Source organism: Aliiroseovarius sp. S1339, assembly GCF_023195695.1.
Lineage (GTDB): Bacteria > Pseudomonadota > Alphaproteobacteria > Rhodobacterales > Rhodobacteraceae > Aliiroseovarius.
Genome location: NZ_JALPQG010000003.1, coordinates 263,711 through 278,138 on the forward strand (window position 1 = coordinate 263,711; position 14,428 = coordinate 278,138).

The window sequence follows — 14,428 nt, forward strand, 5'->3', positions numbered from 1 at the left end:
GCTATTTATTGGGGAAAGGGGCGCAACAAATCGTTGTGTCCCCCCGCTACATACAGTTAAATGCGCCCAATGAAGCCCAACAAATGGGTAAATGTGAGGAGTGTATTATATGTCGAAACCTATGACGAAGACCCAACTGGTCGCTGCTTTGGCCGAAGAAATGGGCTCGGACAAGAAATCGGCGTCGAGCGCGCTGGACGGTGTTATCAACATCATCACCAAAGAAGTTTCTGGTGGTGGCGCTGTGACCCTTCCGGGTGTTGGCAAGATTTACTGCCGCGAGCGTCCCGCACGCATGGTGCGCAACCCCGCCACCGGCGAGCAGATCCACAAAGATGCCGACAAGGTCGTGAAGATGACCATTGCGAAGGCTTTGAAAGACAGCGTGAACGGCTGATCTTGGTGCCTTCGGGGCTTGTCCCCGGACACGAATTCGGAAAGGGTCGCCCAAGTGGCGGCCCTTTTCTTTTGCCGGAGGTGACATGGATCTGCGCGCGATTCTGATGGGGCTGGGTTTTGCCCTGATGTGGAGTTCGGCCTTCACGTCCGCGCGCATCATCGTGGCGGACGCGCCCCCGCTCTCTTCTCTGGCTCTGCGTTTTCTGATTTCTGGCCTGCTTGCCGTGATCATTGCACGCGCCCTTGGGCAAAGCTGGAAATTGACCCGCAACCAGTGGCGGGCGGTGATCATCTTCGGCGTCTGCCAGAACGCGCTGTATCTGGGTCTGAATTTCGTGGCCATGCAATGGATCGAAGCCGGATTGGCGTCGATCATCGCCTCGACCATGCCCCTGATGGTGGCCTTGGCGGGGTGGATCCTGATGGGTGACAGGATGCGCCCGCTGGCGATGGTCGGGCTGTTGGCGGGGATGATTGGTGTCGCCCTGATCATGGGGTCGCGGTTGTCTGGCGGCGTTGATGTGACCGGCGTGGTGCTTTGCTTTATCGCCGCCGCCGCCCTGACTGCCGCCACTTTGGCCGTGCGCACAGCCTCGTCCGGCGGCAATCTGATGATGATCGTCGGCTTGCAAATGTTTGTGGGGTCCGCCGTGCTGGCCGTCGTCGCCCTGTTTCTGGAAAGCCCGGCGTTCGAACCCAGCCTGCGCTTGGGTCTTGCGTTCACCTATACCGTCCTTGTGCCCGGCGTGCTGGCCACTTGGGTCTGGTTCGCGCTGGTGGGTCGCATAGGCGCGGTGAAGGCAGCAACCTTCCATTTCCTCAACCCGTTCTTTGGCGTCGCAATTGCCTGGCTCTTGCTGGGTGAAGCGCTGACCACCACCGATTTTATCGGTGTTGCCATCATCACGTTTGGCATCCTTGCGGTGCAGCTTTCGAAACAAAACCCCACACAGACGTGAAGGCGCGCGTTGCCATCGTGAGATGACATTTGCGGCCATTTCCATAGGTTTGATGCCATGGAGCTTTTGTTCGGATATCTTGCGGGCCTGCTGACCCTGATTAACCCGTGCGTCTTGCCGGTGTTGCCGATTGTGCTGGCGACAGCGCTGCAAGCCAGCCGTTACGGACCCCTCGCGGTTGCAGCAGGGATGAGCGTGTCTTTCGTCACGCTGGGCCTTGTCGTCACCGTGGCAGGCTATTCGATTGGCCTGACCGAAGACATGGTCGCGCGTGGCGGCGCGATCTTGATGGTCGCTTTCGGGCTTATCCTTATGACGCCCGTCTTGTCAGAGCGATTTGCAACAGCAACCACAGGCGTGTCCGCCCACGCCGATACAAGTTTTGACGATGTCGACCGCTCAAGCCTTGGTGGGCAATTCCTTGGTGGCATGTTGCTGGGTGCGGTTTGGAGCCCCTGTATCGGCCCGACGCTTGGCGGCGCAATCTCGCTGGCGTCACAAGGCAAAAGCATTCCTTGGGCGGCCGCAATCATGGTCGCGTTTGCACTGGGCGTGTCGACCATCATCATTGCGCTGGGCTATGGCGCGCGGTCTGCGATCATGCGCAGACAGGCTCTAATGCGCCGGATTGCGCAGAAATCCCGCCCCATCATGGGGGCGATCTTTCTGGCCGTCGGTCTGGCGATCCTGTTCCGTTTTCACCATGTCGTTGAAGCCTGGGCGGTGAACGCCCTGCCAGCTTGGCTAAACGATCTTTCCGTATCCCTTTGAAGGAGACCCCAATGAAACGCCGTGACTTTCTAACTCTGACCGCCGCTGCGGCCTTTGCACCACTGACCCTGCGCGCCGCGATTGCCGACTATGCGCCGGGTCTTGTGACCAAGGCTCTTGAGAATGGTGAAACCGTCTTTCTGGACTTCAAAGCCAGTTGGTGCAGCACCTGTGCGGCACAGGAGCGTGTGATCAATGCGCTTTTGGAAGAAAACCCGGCTTACGACCAATCCATCACCTTCATCAATGTTGACTGGGACGAACACGGGAAGTCCGAGCTTGCGAAATCCCTGCGTATCCCGCGGCGTTCGACACTTGTTGTGCTGAAAGGCAATCAGGAACTTGGGCGGATCGTGGCGGGCACCTCGGTGTCTGATATCAAGGCGCTGATGGATACGGCGCTTTCAGCGGCGACGGCTTAAGCCTTATCCGATCTTGCCGCGCACGCCTTCGCCCATCTGGGCGCGGTGCAGCATGACGTGATCAAGGATGACACAAGCCGCCATCGCCTCGCCCACGGGCACGGCGCGAATGCCAACACAAGGGTCGTGACGGCCCTTGGTGGTAACCTCGATCGGCTCGCCTGACTTGGTGATCGACTGGCGTGGAGTCAGGATCGAACTGGTTGGCTTCACGGCAAAGCGCACGACAATGTCCTGACCGCTTGAGATACCGCCCAGAATGCCGCCTGCGTGGTTCGAGTTGAAGAGAGGGCCGTCCGGTCCCATCGAAATCTCGTCCGCGTTCTCGGTCCCTCGCAGCCCCGCAGCCGCCATGCCTTCGCCGATCTCAACACCCTTGACGGCGTTGATCGACATCATCGCAGCGGCCAGATCAGTGTCTAACTTGGCGTAAATCGGGGCACCAAGGCCAGCAGGGGCGCCGCGCACGACGACCTCGACCGCCGCGCCGACGCTGTCGTTTTCTTTGGTGCGCAGGTGCTGCAGGTAATCTTCCCATTCCTGCACAGCCGTATTGTCGGGCAGCCAGAATGGGTTTTGGTCAATCGCGTCCCAGTCGAACTTCTCACGATCCAGATGCAAAGCGCCCATCTGGGTCATGTAGCCCTTGATCTGAAGCCCCGGCAGCAGCGTCTTCAGCGCCTCACGCGCCACGCCACCAGCGGCCACACGGGCTGCCGTTTCGCGGGCGGACGAGCGTCCGCCGCCGCGCGGGTCGCGGATACCATATTTCTGCCAATAGGTGATGTCGGCATGACCGGGGCGGAAGGTCTTTTCGATCTCGCCATAGTCTTTCGAGCGCTGATCGGTGTTTTCGATCATCAACTGAATGGGCGTGCCAGTGGTCTGACCCTCATACACACCCGACAGGATGCGCACCTGATCGGGTTCGTTGCGCTGGGTCATGTTCTTGTTCTGACCGGGCCGGCGTTTGTCGAGCCAGACCTGTATCATCTCAGCCTCCAGCGGCACGCCCGGAGGGCAGCCATCGACCGTCGCACCCAATGCAGGTCCGTGGCTTTCACCCCATGTGGTGACGCGGAAGATATGACCAAAACTGTTCATCGACATGCGCAGGCTCCTTCGTTGCAAGCGTGATAGCGAAGGCCCGCGCGAAAGGGAAGCGCATCGGCGTCAGGTCTGTTCGCGGCGGTGTTTGGGTTTCGGGCTGGGACCAGCGTCATAGCGCGGGTTGGGGTCTCGCAAAATCGGGTTGCGTTTGGACACCGATGGGCGGCTTTCGCGCCACACAATGAATATCCCTGAGGCAATGATAACCGACGCACCCACACCCACCCACATGTCGGGCAGTTCCTCAAAGAACAGCGCGCCAAACAGGGTTGCCCACAGGATTTGGCTGTATTGGCTGGGCGCCACCACCGCGGCGGGTGCGGCACGATAGGCTGCAATGATCATTACCTGTGCACCGACGGACAACACGCCGAGGCTGGCAAACATGCCCAGTTCTGCAACTTCCATTGGGCGATAGACGAACGGCAAAACAAGCGCCATGAACAGGATCGACGACAGCATGGGATACAGGATCATCACGGCCGTGCGTTCTTCGCCACCGATCTTGCGCATGATGACGGACCCAAGGCTGGAACAGAACGCCGCGATCAAGGCGCAGATATGGCCGAACGAGATCTGCGTGACGCCGGGCCTGAGCACGATCAGAACGCCGATCAGGCCGACCACGACCGCAGCCCATCGCTGCGCCCGCACCGTTTCACCCAGCACAAGCGCGGACATCGCGGTGATCAGAAGGGGGGTGGCGAACAGCAGGGCATAGACCTCGGCCAATGGCAGGACCGTGAAGGCGTAGAAGGCTGTGGACATGGCCAGAACCGATGTGGCCGACCGCAGAAGGATCAGCCACGGGTGACGTGGGCGGAAGTTGTCCACTTGTCGATCCGCCAGCATCAGGACCGACATCGGCACAAACGCAAAGAGCATCGCGAAGAAGATGATCTGAAACACTGAAAAGTTCACGCCGAGTGTCTTGATGACAGCATCGTGAGTGGCGAAAACGGCGAAGGCGGCGAAGGCAAAGCCCAGCCCCCTGGCGGGTGTATTTTGTGCGTTCGGCATGGAACGGCTCCGATATAGCGGTGTTAGCGTTCACATCGCCGATCAAACCCCCAACGTCAAGGGGGGCTTGCCAAGCCGGGGCAAACCCGTCAGGAATGGCCCCACCTCGGGGTGCCAGATCAAACTGGCTGAGATGCAAGACTTGCGAACCCGTAGAACCTGAACCGGCTAGAACCGGCGGAGGGAAGGTAATTTGGTCGCCCCAAATGCCACTCCGTTCGGCGCATTTGGAGGATACCATGAAAAAGACCCTTTCATTTGTTGCAGGACTTGCACTGATGGCCCATTCGGCCGCAGCGGATACGCCCGTGCTTCAAGTCTATGCACCTGATTATTTCGCCTCGGAATGGGGGCCCGGCCCCGGCATCGAGCAGGGGTTCGAGGCCCAGTGCGACTGCGACCTGCAGTTCATCACCGGCGACGTTCTGCCCCGTATCCTGTTAGAAGGTGAACGCACCGACGCCGACGTTGTGATCGGTCTGAATACGGATGTAACGGCGCGTGCGCGGGCCTCTGGCTTGTTTGCTGCGCACGAGCAGGACACCAGCGCCCTGACGATGCCGGTCGCGTGGACCGACGATGTCTTCCTGCCGTTTAATTTCAGCTACATGGCCTTCATCTTTGACAACACCAAGATGGAAACACCGCCCGCCAGTTTTGAAGCGCTGCTGGACATGCCCGATGACGTTAAGATTGTCATTCAGGACCCGCGCAGCTCGATCTCTGGTCTGGCGCTGCTGCTTTGGGTCAAGTCGATCTATGGTGACAAGGCCCCCGAGGCTTGGGAGCGTTTGGCCCCAAAAATCCTGACGGTGACGCAGGGCTGGTCGCAAGCTTACGGAATGTTCACGGATGGCGAGGCTGACATGGTTCTGTCCTACACCACCTCGCCTGCCTATCACATCATCGCCGAGGACGACATGACCAAGTCTGCGGCGATATTTGAAGAAGGGCATTATCTGTTTGTGGAAATGGCGGCGAAGCTCAAGACCACAGATCAGCCCGAACTGGCAGACGCCTTTCTTGACTATGTGCTGACCGAGGAATTCCAGACGGCAATCGCGACATCGAACTGGTCGTATCCGTCGAAACTGGATGCCTCTCTGTTGCCTGAAAAGTTCAACCTGCTGGGTGTGCCGCAAAAGGCGATCTTCTATTCGGAAGACGAGGCTGAAGCGTTGCGCAAGCCTGCGTTGGACGAGTGGCTGACGGCGTTCTCAAAATAAAATGGCACAGTCGGGCCGTATAAGTCGCCCCGCTTGGCTGTCGCACTGGCCCGGCCTTGTGGCCGCACTGCTACTGGTGGTGTTGGTGTTCGGCACCCTTTTGGCGGTGGCGCTGCGGGCGGAAGGCGGGCGGGGATTGGGGCCAGCGGACTGGGCCGCAATCCGTTTTACCCTATGGCAAGCGGTTTTGTCGGCGGGCGTCAGCGTTGTGCTAGCCATTCCGGTCGCACGGGCGCTGGCGCGACGCAGTTTCACGGGGCGCACGGCGCTTGTCACACTGTTGGGTGCGCCGTTCATCCTGCCGATCATCGTTGTCGTGCTGGGTCTGATCGCGGTTTTTGGGAACAAAGGGATCATCAGCATAACGCTGAGTGTATTCGGGTTTGAGCCGATTTCGATCTATGGATACCACGGAGTCATTCTGGCCCATGTGTTCTTTAACCTGCCCCTGGCGACCCGGCTAATCCTGCAAGGCTGGTTGTCGATCCCGGCCGAGCGGTTTCGTCTGGCCGCATCCCTTGGCATGGGTCCGACCGACATCGCACGCCTATTGGAACGCCCGATGCTGCGTGAGGTAATACCGGGCGCGTTTCTGGTAATCTTCCTGATCTGCCTGACCTCCTTCGCCGTGGCTTTGACACTGGGTGGGGGGCCGCGCGCGACGACGGTTGAGCTTGCGATCTATGAAGCCTTTAAGTTCGATTTCAACCTTGGCCGCGCCGCACTTCTGGCGCTGATACAATTTGCGATGGGGGCAGGTGGGGCGCTGATCGCGTTTCGGATAGCCATGCCCGGCGATATGGGCACCGGGCTTGATCGCGCGGTGCAGCGTTGGGACGACAGCCCGATCCAACGCGTGATGGATGTTGTGTTCATCACATTGGCCAGTTTGTTTCTGTTGCTGCCGTTAATGATGGTGGTGCTGAATGGTGTGCCGGGTCTGTTGTCGCTGCCCCCTTCAGTGTTTCAGGCTGCGATACGGTCACTTGTTGTAGCGCTGGGGTCGGCGTTCTTGACCCTGACGCTGGCGATGTCGATTGCGGCACTGGTTGTCCAGCGGGGGGCGTGGTTGGTCGAAGGCTTAGGGTATCTGACCATTGCAGCGTCGCCGTTGGTTGTTGGAACGGGGTTGTTTCTGATTCTGTTTCCCTTCGTAAAGCCGTCGGACCTTGCGCTGCCGGTCACGGCCCTTGTGAATGCCGCGATGAGCCTGCCCTTTGCCCTGCGCGCCTTGGTGCCTGCACTGACCAGTGTTGAACGGGACTATGGCGCGCTGGCGGATGGGCTGGGGCTGCATGGGCTTACTCGCGTGCGCCTATTGTGGTTGCCGCGTATGCGCCAGCCGATCGGCTTTGCGCTTGGTCTGGCGGCGGCCTTGTCGATGGGCGATCTTGGCGTCATTGCAATGTTCGCCGATTCACAGGGTGTTACGCTTCCTTTGCAGCTTTATCGCTTGATGGGGGCGTACCGGATGGAGGACGCAGCGGCAGCTGCTGTGCTTCTACTCGGCCTGTCGCTTTTGCTGTTCTGGATATTTGACCGCGGAGGTCGCGTGAATGCTGACACTTGAAGATACATGGGTTGATATGGGAGACTTCACGCTCGCCGCGGACCTTAGCGTGCCAGAGGGGCGGCGCGTCGCCGTGTTGGGGCCGTCAGGCGCGGGCAAGTCGACCTTGCTGGCGATGATTGCAGGGTTCCAGCCGCTGACGCGTGGCCGTGTGATGTGGCGCGGTGCGCCGATGACCGATGATCCGGCGGCGCGCCCGATCAGCATGGTGTTTCAGGACAACAACCTGTTTCCGCACCTGACGGTCACGCAAAATGTCGGCTTGGGGCTGCGGCCCGATTTGCGGTTGACGCGTGAGGATCGCAATCGGGTAGAGGCCGCGCTAGCTCGCGTAGGGTTGACGGGCAAAGGCGCGCGCAAGCCTGCGCAATTGTCAGGCGGCCAGATCGCGCGTGTGGCGCTTGCACGGGTCTTGCTGCGTGATCGCCCGATACTGTTGCTGGATGAACCCTTTGACGCGTTGGGACCAGCGCTGAGGGCTGAAATGTTAGACTTGGTTGGCGAATTGGCACGCGAGACGAAGGCCACGCTTCTGATGGTCAGCCACAACCCCGAAGATGCTCGGGTGATGTCGGATGATGTAATTCTGGTGGTCGATGGGCGCGCGTATGCTCCGGTACCGACTGCACAGATTTTTGACAACCCGCCAGACGCCTTGCGCGATTATCTGGGTAGGTAAGACCAACCAGTCCCGCGAAGCAGAAAAGGGCGCCCGAAGGCGCCCTTTGTTGTTCAGAGTTAACTGGAATTACAGGTCCAGATGTTTGCCCTTATGCGGCGCCCAGATCTTCTTGTTGGTCAGATACAGCAGCGATGTCAGCAGCACCAACAGCAAGACCGAGACGAAGCCAGCTTGTTTGCGGGCCATCATCTTGGGCTCGGCAGTCCACATCAGGAAGGCGGAAAGGTCTTCAGCAATGTGGTGGGCAGAATTGTTGTGCCCATCGTCATACTCGACGCTTTCATCTTCGATCTGCGGAGGCATCGACACCCAGCCGCCCGGGAAGGCGGTGTTGCCATAAAGCACGCTGCCAGCCACTTCTTGTTCTTCACCGGTGAACCCGGTCAGGAAGCTGGCGATGTATTCCGCGCCACCGATACCGCGGAATAGCTGGTTCAGACCTGTGCCAGCGGGACCGTGGAAGCCCGCGCGGGCTTTGGCCATCAGCGACAGGTCAGGGCCCATGCCTTCACCCGACACGGTCGGGAAGAAGTCCGCCGGTATGGCCGGGCGATCTTCGTCTAGCTCTGCGTCATAGACCGAGAAGTTTTCGGCAGCATAGGCGCGCACTTCGTCTTCGGTGAAGTTCGGGCCACCTTCGTCAGCCAGCGAACGCAAGGGTACGTAACGCAGACCGTGGCAGGCCGAACAGACCTCGGTATAGACTTTCAGGCCGCGACGCAGCTGTTCTTGGTCATATTTGCCGAAGGGACCTTCGAACGAGAAGGCGATGTCTTCGATGTGACCTTCGTCGCCAGCTGCCAACGCACCACCAGTGGTGAGCGCCAGCGCGATGACGGCGGATGTTGCGAGTTTCTTGATCATTGATCCTCGATCCTTTCTCACTCGGCTGCGCCGGGATAGTGGGCGTTGAAGTCTTCCTCGATGGTGGCCGGTGGCGTCGTGGGTTTTTCAAACAGACCCAGAAGCGGCAGGATGACCAGGAAGTATGCGAACCAGTAGGTCGCGCCAATCAGCGAAATCCAGTCATGCGGGAATTCCGTGTCGCGTGCCCCGACCCACATCAGAACGATGAAGTCGATGATCAGCAGACGGAACCACCACTTGAACGCTGGACGATACTGGCCCGAACGAACCGATGAGGTGTCGAGCCACGGCACCAGAGCCATCACGAAGATGGAGCCGAACATGGCCAGCACACCGAAGAACTTCGCATCGACGATACCGCCGGTCAGGAAGCTTGCAGCTTGCACGGCCCAAACGTCGGCGGTGAAGGCACGCAGGATCGCGTAGAAGGGCAGGTAATACCATTCCGGAACGATGTGTGCAGGCGTCGATAGCGGGTTCGCTTCGATATAGTTGTCGGGGTGACCCAGATAGTTGGGCATGAAGCCGACAATGGCGAAGAAGATGATCAGCACGATGCCAAGGCCAACCAGGTCTTTGATGACGAAGTAGGGCCAGAACGGCAGGGTGTCTTTCTCGGCTTCTTCTTTCGACCCGGTGCGTACGTCAACACCGGTCGGGTTGTTGTTGCCCGTGGTGTGGAAGGCCCAGATGTGAACGGCAACAAGCGCTGCGATCACGAAGGGCAGCAGATAGTGCAGCGAGAAGAAGCGGTTCAGCGTGGCGTTGTCGACAGCCGGGCCGCCCAGAAGCCATGTTTGCAGGCCTTCACCGATGAACGGGATCGCCCCGAACAAGCCGGTGATAACCGTGGCACCCCAGAAGGACATCTGACCCCAAGGTAGAACATAGCCAAGGAAGCCGGTCGCCATCATCATAAGGTAGATCAGCATACCGATGATCCACGTCACTTCGCGTGGTGCTTTGTAAGAACCGTAGAACAGGCCGCGGAAGATGTGGATATAAACCGCCACAAAGAACAGCGACGCGCCGTTGGAATGAACATAGCGCAGCATATGCCCGCCGTTCACGTTACGCATGATGTGTTCGATAGACGCAAAGGCCATATCGACATGCGGTGTGTAGTGCATCACCAGAATGATGCCTGTCACAATTTGCATCACCAGACAGAAGGTCAGCACGATGCCCCAGATCCACCACCAGTTCAGGTTCTTGGGCGTGGGGATCATCAGCGTATCATATAGCAGACCAACGACGGGAAGCCGTTTGTTCAGCCATTTTTCGAACCCCGACTTGGGTTCGTAATGATCATGAGGAATTCCGGACATATAAGCCTCCCTTAGCCCAGTTTGATCGTCGTTTCGTCGACAAACTCGGCGACGGGAACGGGCAGGTTTTCGGGTGCGGGACCCTTACGGATACGACCAGATGCGTCGTAATGCGAACCGTGGCATGGGCAATACCAGCCACCGTAGTCACCAGCGCCATCACCCAAAGGCACGCAGCCCAAGTGGGTGCAGACACCCATCATGACCAGCCATTCGCCCTTTTCGTCCATTGTGCGGTTTTCGTCGGCAGCGGAAAGTGTCGCATCCCGGTTGTCGTTGCGTGCGAGGCTATCTGGCAGAGAGGCTTCGTCATCGGCGCGGGCGGCGGCGATTTCTTCGTCGTTGCGGCGACGGATGAAAACCGGCTTGCCCAGCCATTTCACGGTGATTTGGCTGCCAACTTCAACGCCCGAGATATCCACACGGATCGAGCTGAGCGCTTTCACGTCAGCCGAGGGGTTCATCTGGTTGACCATTGGCCAAACTGCGGCACCGGCCGTAACGGCTGCGGCACCACCTGTTGCATAATAAAGGAAGTCCCGGCGGGATCCTTGGTGGTCGTCGGCTTGTGACAAGAGCGCATCTCCCTAGCTAGGTCGCAGAATTGCAACCGACACGACAGTAGACCGCCCAAAAGAGCAGTCCGTTTCGCGGCTGTTTATCCAAGGAATTGCGCCCCGTCCAGAAGTCATTAGGGCGCAGGCGCGGCTTTTCAAGGTTATGTTGCCGCATGTCAGCGCGCATAGTGTGGGAAAACCCGGCCAGATCGAGCTGCGTTTTGCGGTTTGAGCGACTCAGCTAGGGGTCGTGGCCTTAAAGCTGTCGCGGGCAGAAAACACGGCGAACCAATCGTCCAATGCATCACGCCCTTTGCGCCATTCACGGTCCGCGTGGCGAAAGTCGAGGTACCCCAACGCGCAGGCGACAGAAATTTGCGCCATATCCAAAGGGCCGGACAGATGGCTTATCCAGCGGGTGTTCAAGGCGTCAAGCGCACCTTCGATCTTACCCCATTGTGCGTCCATCCAGCCGCCAAACTGCATGTCTTCAGGGCGGCAACGGTTTTCATAGACCATCAAGACGCCTGCATCCATGATGGCGTCGCCCGTTGCCTCAAGGGTCAGAACCTCCCAGATGCGGTCATCGGGGTAAAGATTGCTTCCGGCGCGCGCATCCAGAAACCGTGTCACAACGCGACTGTCATAAAGCGTCGGCCCGTCGCTGCGGATAAGCGCTGGGATTTTTGACATCGGGTTGGCTGCAGTCAATTGTGGGTTTGGGTCGGTTGGCGAGGACACGACCTCAACCAGCTCAACACCGTCCTGCTGGCCCGTTTCCAGAATCATCATCCGAACTTTGCGCGCGAATGGCGATGCGGGCGAATAGATGAGCTGCATGGATCAGACCTTCCGAAAACGGATACGGGTCAGGCTAACGGCGTCAATCTCGATTCCGGGGCCATCCGTGCCAAGTCGAATCACACGCCGCACGCGTGCGGTGGCGTTCATCTGCTCGTTGTCACGGTGGGCGGTCATGCCTTCAGGGGCATCATCCAATGCATCTTCGTGACGCTGATCGCGCCGCCCAGGTTCGATAGAACGGGCAAAAGCATAAGTAGCAACAGCAACAGTGCCATAACGGATGGCAAAGGCCGCAATAGGGGCAAGCGGTAGGGGCATGTGATCCTCCTTCACATTAAATGTAGGGGCGAGGGGGCCGCATGTCCACTTTTCCCGTCAAAACGGCAGTCAATCGCCGATGAATCAGACCACCAGCCGGTGGTCGTCAATTCTGGTTGCGGTGGCTGTGACGATGGAGCCTTCTACCTGCGCGGTCTGAAAACTGACCTCGGCAAACTGTTCGGTCCGCCCCATATTGGGATTTTCCATCAGGATGCGGTGTTCTTGTCCAAGTTGGGCGGTCAGGTGCTGGTGGGCTTGTGCGTCACCGGCCGCGCGCAGGCGCGCGGCGCGCTCTTTGATGATCGTTCCGTTGATCTGCGTGGGAATCTTTGCCGCCGGGGTGCCTTCACGTTTCGAATAAGGAAAGACGTGCAGCCATGTCAGGTCGCAATCTTCAACCAATTTCAGGCTGTTTTCGAAATGGGCGTCAGTTTCGGTCGGGAAGCCCGCAATGATATCGGCCCCGAACGTAATGTCAGGCCGAAGCCGCCGCGCTTCTTCACAAAAGGCAATGGCGTCGTCGCGCAGGTGGCGGCGTTTCATCCGTTTTAGGATCAGATCGTCGCCGTGCTGTAAGCTCAGGTGCAAATGCGGCATCAGGCGCGGCTCAGAGGCGATGGCCAGCATCAGGTTGTCGTCCGCTTCAATGGAGTCGATCGAACTGATGCGCAGGCGTGGCAGGTCCGGCACAAGGCGCAGGATACGCATGATCAAATCACCCAAACGCGGCTCGCCCGGCAGGTCTGCCCCCCAACTGGTCAGGTCCACGCCGGTCAGCACGACCTCGTTGAAGCCCTTGTCCACAAGGCGCTTGATTTGCTCGACAATGACGCCAGCGGGCACGCTGCGCGAATTGCCCCGGCCATAGGGGATAATGCAGAAGGTACAGCGGTGGTCGCAACCGTTTTGTACCTGAACATAGGCGCGGGAGCGGGTGCCGAACCCATCAATCAGATGGCTGGCGGTTTCCGTCACGGACATGATGTCGTTGACCTGCACACGCTCGGTTTCGCCGATCAGATCAGGGGCAAGGCCCGCCCAAGTCGCGGGTTCCATCTTTTCGTGGTTGCCGATCACGGCGTCCACTTCGTCCATGGCCGCGAAGGTTTCAGGCTCGGTCTGTGCCGCGCAACCGGTGACGATCACCTTGGCGTCGGGGTTTTCGCGGCGCAGTTTGCGGATTTCCTGACGGGCTTTGCGCACAGCCTCGGCGGTGACGGCACATGTGTTCACCACAACAGCGCTTTCAACGCCCGCCTCGTCAGCAAGCCGCTTCATCGCCTCGGTCTCATAGGCGTTCAGGCGACAGCCCAGCGTCGCGAAAACAGGGGGAGTTGTGGCCATGCTACAGCCCCTTCAGGAAGGCGGGCGTAAGTTGGCCATTGTAAACAAAGGCTGTCGGTCCGGTCATCCAGACCCCATCGTCGCGCCAGTCAATGGTTAGCCAACCGCCATCTAGCTCCATCCGCACGCGCTTGTCGGTCAGGCCGCGCTGATGCGCTGCAATGGCGGTCGCACACGCACCTGATCCGCAGGCCAGCGTAATCCCGGTGCCGCGTTCCCAGACGCGCATTCTGATCTCGTCTCGGGCGCGGATTTCGGCAAACTCTACATTGGTGGCTTGCGGAAACAGTGGGTCGTGTTCGATGCGCGGGCCGATGGCCGCGACATCCACCGCGTCGGCATCCCCGACGAAGAAAACACAATGCGGGTTGCCCATTCCGACAGCAGCGGGGTCGCCGTCTAGCGGCAGGTGGGCCGTATCGACGTTATGAGACAAAGGCACCTCGTCCCAAGCCAATTGCGGCGTACCCATGTTCACTGAGACTTGATCGCCATCAGTTCGAGCCTCGAGAATGCCGCGCGCGGTGCGGATGGTCAGGGCGGTATTGCCGGTCTCGTCCATCAAATACCGCGCCACGCAGCGCGTAGCATTGCCACAAGCCCCCGCGCGACTGCCGTCTGCGTTCCAGAAATCAAGGTCGATATCGGCGGCGTCCGAGCTTCGGATATCGGCCAGTTGGTCGAACCCGACACCCCGGTTCCTGTCGCCCAGCCCAGCCGCCAATTCGCGTGTCACCACGGCATCTTTCCCCCGTGAATCGATGATCACGAAGTCATTGCCCGCCCCATGCCATTTCATGAAGTCGAGTGCTTGGGTTTTTGTGCCGTCAGATGCCATAACGCGCGATATAAGCCCTTGTTAAAACTTTTGCCAGAGTTCGAACAGATTCCGCGGAAATTGGGGTTGACCTGCTAAACTGGCAGCTATAGTCACCGCGCTCATAGTGTGGGCCGTTAGCTCAGTTGGTAGAGCAACTGACTTTTAATCAGTAGGTCGATGGTTCGAACCCATCACGGCTCACCACTTTCACCTCAAGTATCCGGGTGC

16 protein-coding genes, 1 tRNA gene and 1 riboswitch are annotated in these 14,428 nt (G+C 59.1%); of the genes, 8 read left to right on the forward strand and 9 right to left on the reverse strand.

All coding sequences use genetic code 11. The annotated features are described in order from the left end of the window. The first annotated feature begins 109 nt into the window (after positions 1 to 109). From MUY35_RS06075 to MUY35_RS06090, 4 genes are all read left to right on the forward strand, one after another. Positions 110 to 397 (forward strand): HU family DNA-binding protein, encoded by a 288-nt coding sequence (locus MUY35_RS06075; protein ID WP_248364775.1) that lies wholly within the window; start codon positions 110 to 112, stop codon positions 395 to 397. A gap of 85 nt (positions 398 to 482) precedes the next feature. Further along, the gene (locus MUY35_RS06080; protein WP_248364776.1) at positions 483 to 1,358 is read left to right on the forward strand and encodes a DMT family transporter; all 876 of its coding nucleotides are present in this window, start codon (positions 483 to 485) and stop codon (positions 1,356 to 1,358) included. Between the two features lie 57 nt (positions 1,359 to 1,415). Next, positions 1,416 to 2,129 (forward strand): cytochrome c biogenesis CcdA family protein, encoded by a 714-nt coding sequence (locus MUY35_RS06085; RefSeq protein ID WP_248364778.1) that lies wholly within the window; start codon positions 1,416 to 1,418, stop codon positions 2,127 to 2,129. Between the two features lie 11 nt (positions 2,130 to 2,140). Next, the gene (locus MUY35_RS06090) at positions 2,141 to 2,551 is read left to right on the forward strand and encodes a thioredoxin family protein (protein WP_248364780.1); all 411 of its coding nucleotides are present in this window, start codon (positions 2,141 to 2,143) and stop codon (positions 2,549 to 2,551) included. 3 nt (positions 2,552 to 2,554) lie between these two features. On the opposite strand, the gene aroC is transcribed toward MUY35_RS06090, so the two are convergent. Then, the gene (gene aroC, locus MUY35_RS06095) at positions 2,555 to 3,661 is read right to left on the reverse strand and encodes a chorismate synthase (protein WP_248364782.1); all 1,107 of its coding nucleotides are present in this window, start codon (positions 3,659 to 3,661) and stop codon (positions 2,555 to 2,557) included. A gap of 63 nt (positions 3,662 to 3,724) precedes the next feature. Next, on the reverse strand, positions 3,725 to 4,681 hold the full coding sequence (locus tag MUY35_RS06100; protein WP_248364783.1) for a DMT family transporter: 957 nt from the start codon (positions 4,679 to 4,681) through the stop codon (positions 3,725 to 3,727). Between the two features lie 97 nt (positions 4,682 to 4,778). After that, positions 4,779 to 4,884: riboswitch (TPP riboswitch) on the forward strand. A gap of 36 nt (positions 4,885 to 4,920) precedes the next feature. Between MUY35_RS06100 and MUY35_RS06105 the strand changes: the two genes are divergently transcribed. From MUY35_RS06105 to MUY35_RS06115, 3 genes are read left to right on the forward strand one after another with little or no spacing between them, the layout of a single operon-like run. Beyond that, positions 4,921 to 5,907: a thiamine ABC transporter substrate binding subunit gene (locus MUY35_RS06105; RefSeq protein WP_248364784.1), complete on the forward strand. Its 987-nt coding sequence runs from the start codon at positions 4,921 to 4,923 to the stop codon at positions 5,905 to 5,907. Between the two features lies 1 nt (position 5,908). Beyond that, positions 5,909 to 7,477, forward strand: a complete 1,569-nt coding sequence (locus MUY35_RS06110; protein WP_248364785.1) for a thiamine/thiamine pyrophosphate ABC transporter permease ThiP — start codon at positions 5,909 to 5,911, stop codon at positions 7,475 to 7,477. Then, complete coding sequence (locus MUY35_RS06115; protein ID WP_248364786.1) at positions 7,464 to 8,156, forward strand: ATP-binding cassette domain-containing protein; 693 nt, start codon at positions 7,464 to 7,466, stop codon at positions 8,154 to 8,156. Before MUY35_RS06110 ends, MUY35_RS06115 begins: the two co-directional genes overlap by 14 nt. A 69-nt stretch (positions 8,157 to 8,225) precedes the next feature. On the opposite strand, the gene MUY35_RS06120 is transcribed toward MUY35_RS06115, so the two are convergent. The 7 genes from MUY35_RS06120 to dapF form a co-directional block, all read right to left on the reverse strand. Then, positions 8,226 to 9,023, reverse strand: coding sequence for a cytochrome c1 (locus MUY35_RS06120; RefSeq protein ID WP_248364787.1), 798 nt, complete (start codon positions 9,021 to 9,023; stop codon positions 8,226 to 8,228). Positions 9,024 to 9,040: 17 nt separating this feature from the next. Continuing rightward, a complete protein-coding gene (gene petB / locus MUY35_RS06125) occupies positions 9,041 to 10,354 on the reverse strand; it encodes a cytochrome b/b6 (protein ID WP_248364788.1) in 1,314 nt (437 codons plus the stop codon). 11 nt (positions 10,355 to 10,365) lie between these two features. Beyond that, positions 10,366 to 10,929 carry a ubiquinol-cytochrome c reductase iron-sulfur subunit gene (petA, locus tag MUY35_RS06130; protein WP_248364790.1) on the reverse strand — a complete coding sequence of 188 codons (564 nt, stop codon included), beginning with the start codon at positions 10,927 to 10,929 and terminating at the stop codon, positions 10,366 to 10,368. Positions 10,930 to 11,148: 219 nt separating this feature from the next. Continuing rightward, entirely contained in the window at positions 11,149 to 11,751 is a 603-nt protein-coding gene (locus MUY35_RS06135) for a glutathione S-transferase (protein WP_248364792.1), read from the reverse strand. 3 nt (positions 11,752 to 11,754) lie between these two features. After that, on the reverse strand, positions 11,755 to 12,033 hold the full coding sequence (locus MUY35_RS06140) for a hypothetical protein (RefSeq protein WP_248364793.1): 279 nt from the start codon (positions 12,031 to 12,033) through the stop codon (positions 11,755 to 11,757). An 84-nt stretch (positions 12,034 to 12,117) separates the two neighbouring features. Further along, positions 12,118 to 13,380, reverse strand: a complete 1,263-nt coding sequence (mtaB, locus tag MUY35_RS06145; protein ID WP_248364794.1) for a tRNA (N(6)-L-threonylcarbamoyladenosine(37)-C(2))-methylthiotransferase MtaB — start codon at positions 13,378 to 13,380, stop codon at positions 12,118 to 12,120. A 1-nt stretch (position 13,381) separates the two neighbouring features. Next, on the reverse strand, positions 13,382 to 14,218 hold the full coding sequence (gene dapF / locus MUY35_RS06150; RefSeq protein WP_248364795.1) for a diaminopimelate epimerase: 837 nt from the start codon (positions 14,216 to 14,218) through the stop codon (positions 13,382 to 13,384). 110 nt (positions 14,219 to 14,328) lie between these two features. Here dapF and MUY35_RS06155 point away from each other — a divergent pair. Further along, positions 14,329 to 14,404 (forward strand) — tRNA-Lys (locus MUY35_RS06155). The last annotated feature ends 24 nt before the right edge of the window (positions 14,405 to 14,428 follow it).

What these genes read in the sequence shown, in the direction of transcription:
- aroC (WP_248364782.1), bottom strand. Translation starts at nt 3,661, where the DNA reads ATGTCGATGAACAGTTTTGGTCATATCTTCCGCGTCACCACATGGGGT.
- MUY35_RS06115 (WP_248364786.1), top strand. Translation starts at nt 7,464, where the DNA reads ATGCTGACACTTGAAGATACATGGGTTGATATGGGAGACTTCACGCTC.
- dapF (WP_248364795.1), bottom strand. Translation starts at nt 14,218, where the DNA reads ATGGCATCTGACGGCACAAAAACCCAAGCACTCGACTTCATGAAATGG.
- MUY35_RS06110 (WP_248364785.1), top strand. Translation starts at nt 5,909, where the DNA reads ATGGCACAGTCGGGCCGTATAAGTCGCCCCGCTTGGCTGTCGCACTGG.
- MUY35_RS06080 (WP_248364776.1), top strand. Translation starts at nt 483, where the DNA reads ATGGATCTGCGCGCGATTCTGATGGGGCTGGGTTTTGCCCTGATGTGG.
- petB (WP_248364788.1), bottom strand. Translation starts at nt 10,354, where the DNA reads ATGTCCGGAATTCCTCATGATCATTACGAACCCAAGTCGGGGTTCGAA.
- MUY35_RS06100 (WP_248364783.1), bottom strand. Translation starts at nt 4,681, where the DNA reads ATGCCGAACGCACAAAATACACCCGCCAGGGGGCTGGGCTTTGCCTTC.
- MUY35_RS06135 (WP_248364792.1), bottom strand. Translation starts at nt 11,751, where the DNA reads ATGCAGCTCATCTATTCGCCCGCATCGCCATTCGCGCGCAAAGTTCGG.
- MUY35_RS06105 (WP_248364784.1), top strand. Translation starts at nt 4,921, where the DNA reads ATGAAAAAGACCCTTTCATTTGTTGCAGGACTTGCACTGATGGCCCAT.
- MUY35_RS06075 (WP_248364775.1), top strand. Translation starts at nt 110, where the DNA reads ATGTCGAAACCTATGACGAAGACCCAACTGGTCGCTGCTTTGGCCGAA.
- MUY35_RS06120 (WP_248364787.1), bottom strand. Translation starts at nt 9,023, where the DNA reads ATGATCAAGAAACTCGCAACATCCGCCGTCATCGCGCTGGCGCTCACC.
- mtaB (WP_248364794.1), bottom strand. Translation starts at nt 13,380, where the DNA reads ATGGCCACAACTCCCCCTGTTTTCGCGACGCTGGGCTGTCGCCTGAAC.
- MUY35_RS06090 (WP_248364780.1), top strand. Translation starts at nt 2,141, where the DNA reads ATGAAACGCCGTGACTTTCTAACTCTGACCGCCGCTGCGGCCTTTGCA.
- MUY35_RS06140 (WP_248364793.1), bottom strand. Translation starts at nt 12,033, where the DNA reads ATGCCCCTACCGCTTGCCCCTATTGCGGCCTTTGCCATCCGTTATGGC.
- MUY35_RS06085 (WP_248364778.1), top strand. Translation starts at nt 1,416, where the DNA reads ATGGAGCTTTTGTTCGGATATCTTGCGGGCCTGCTGACCCTGATTAAC.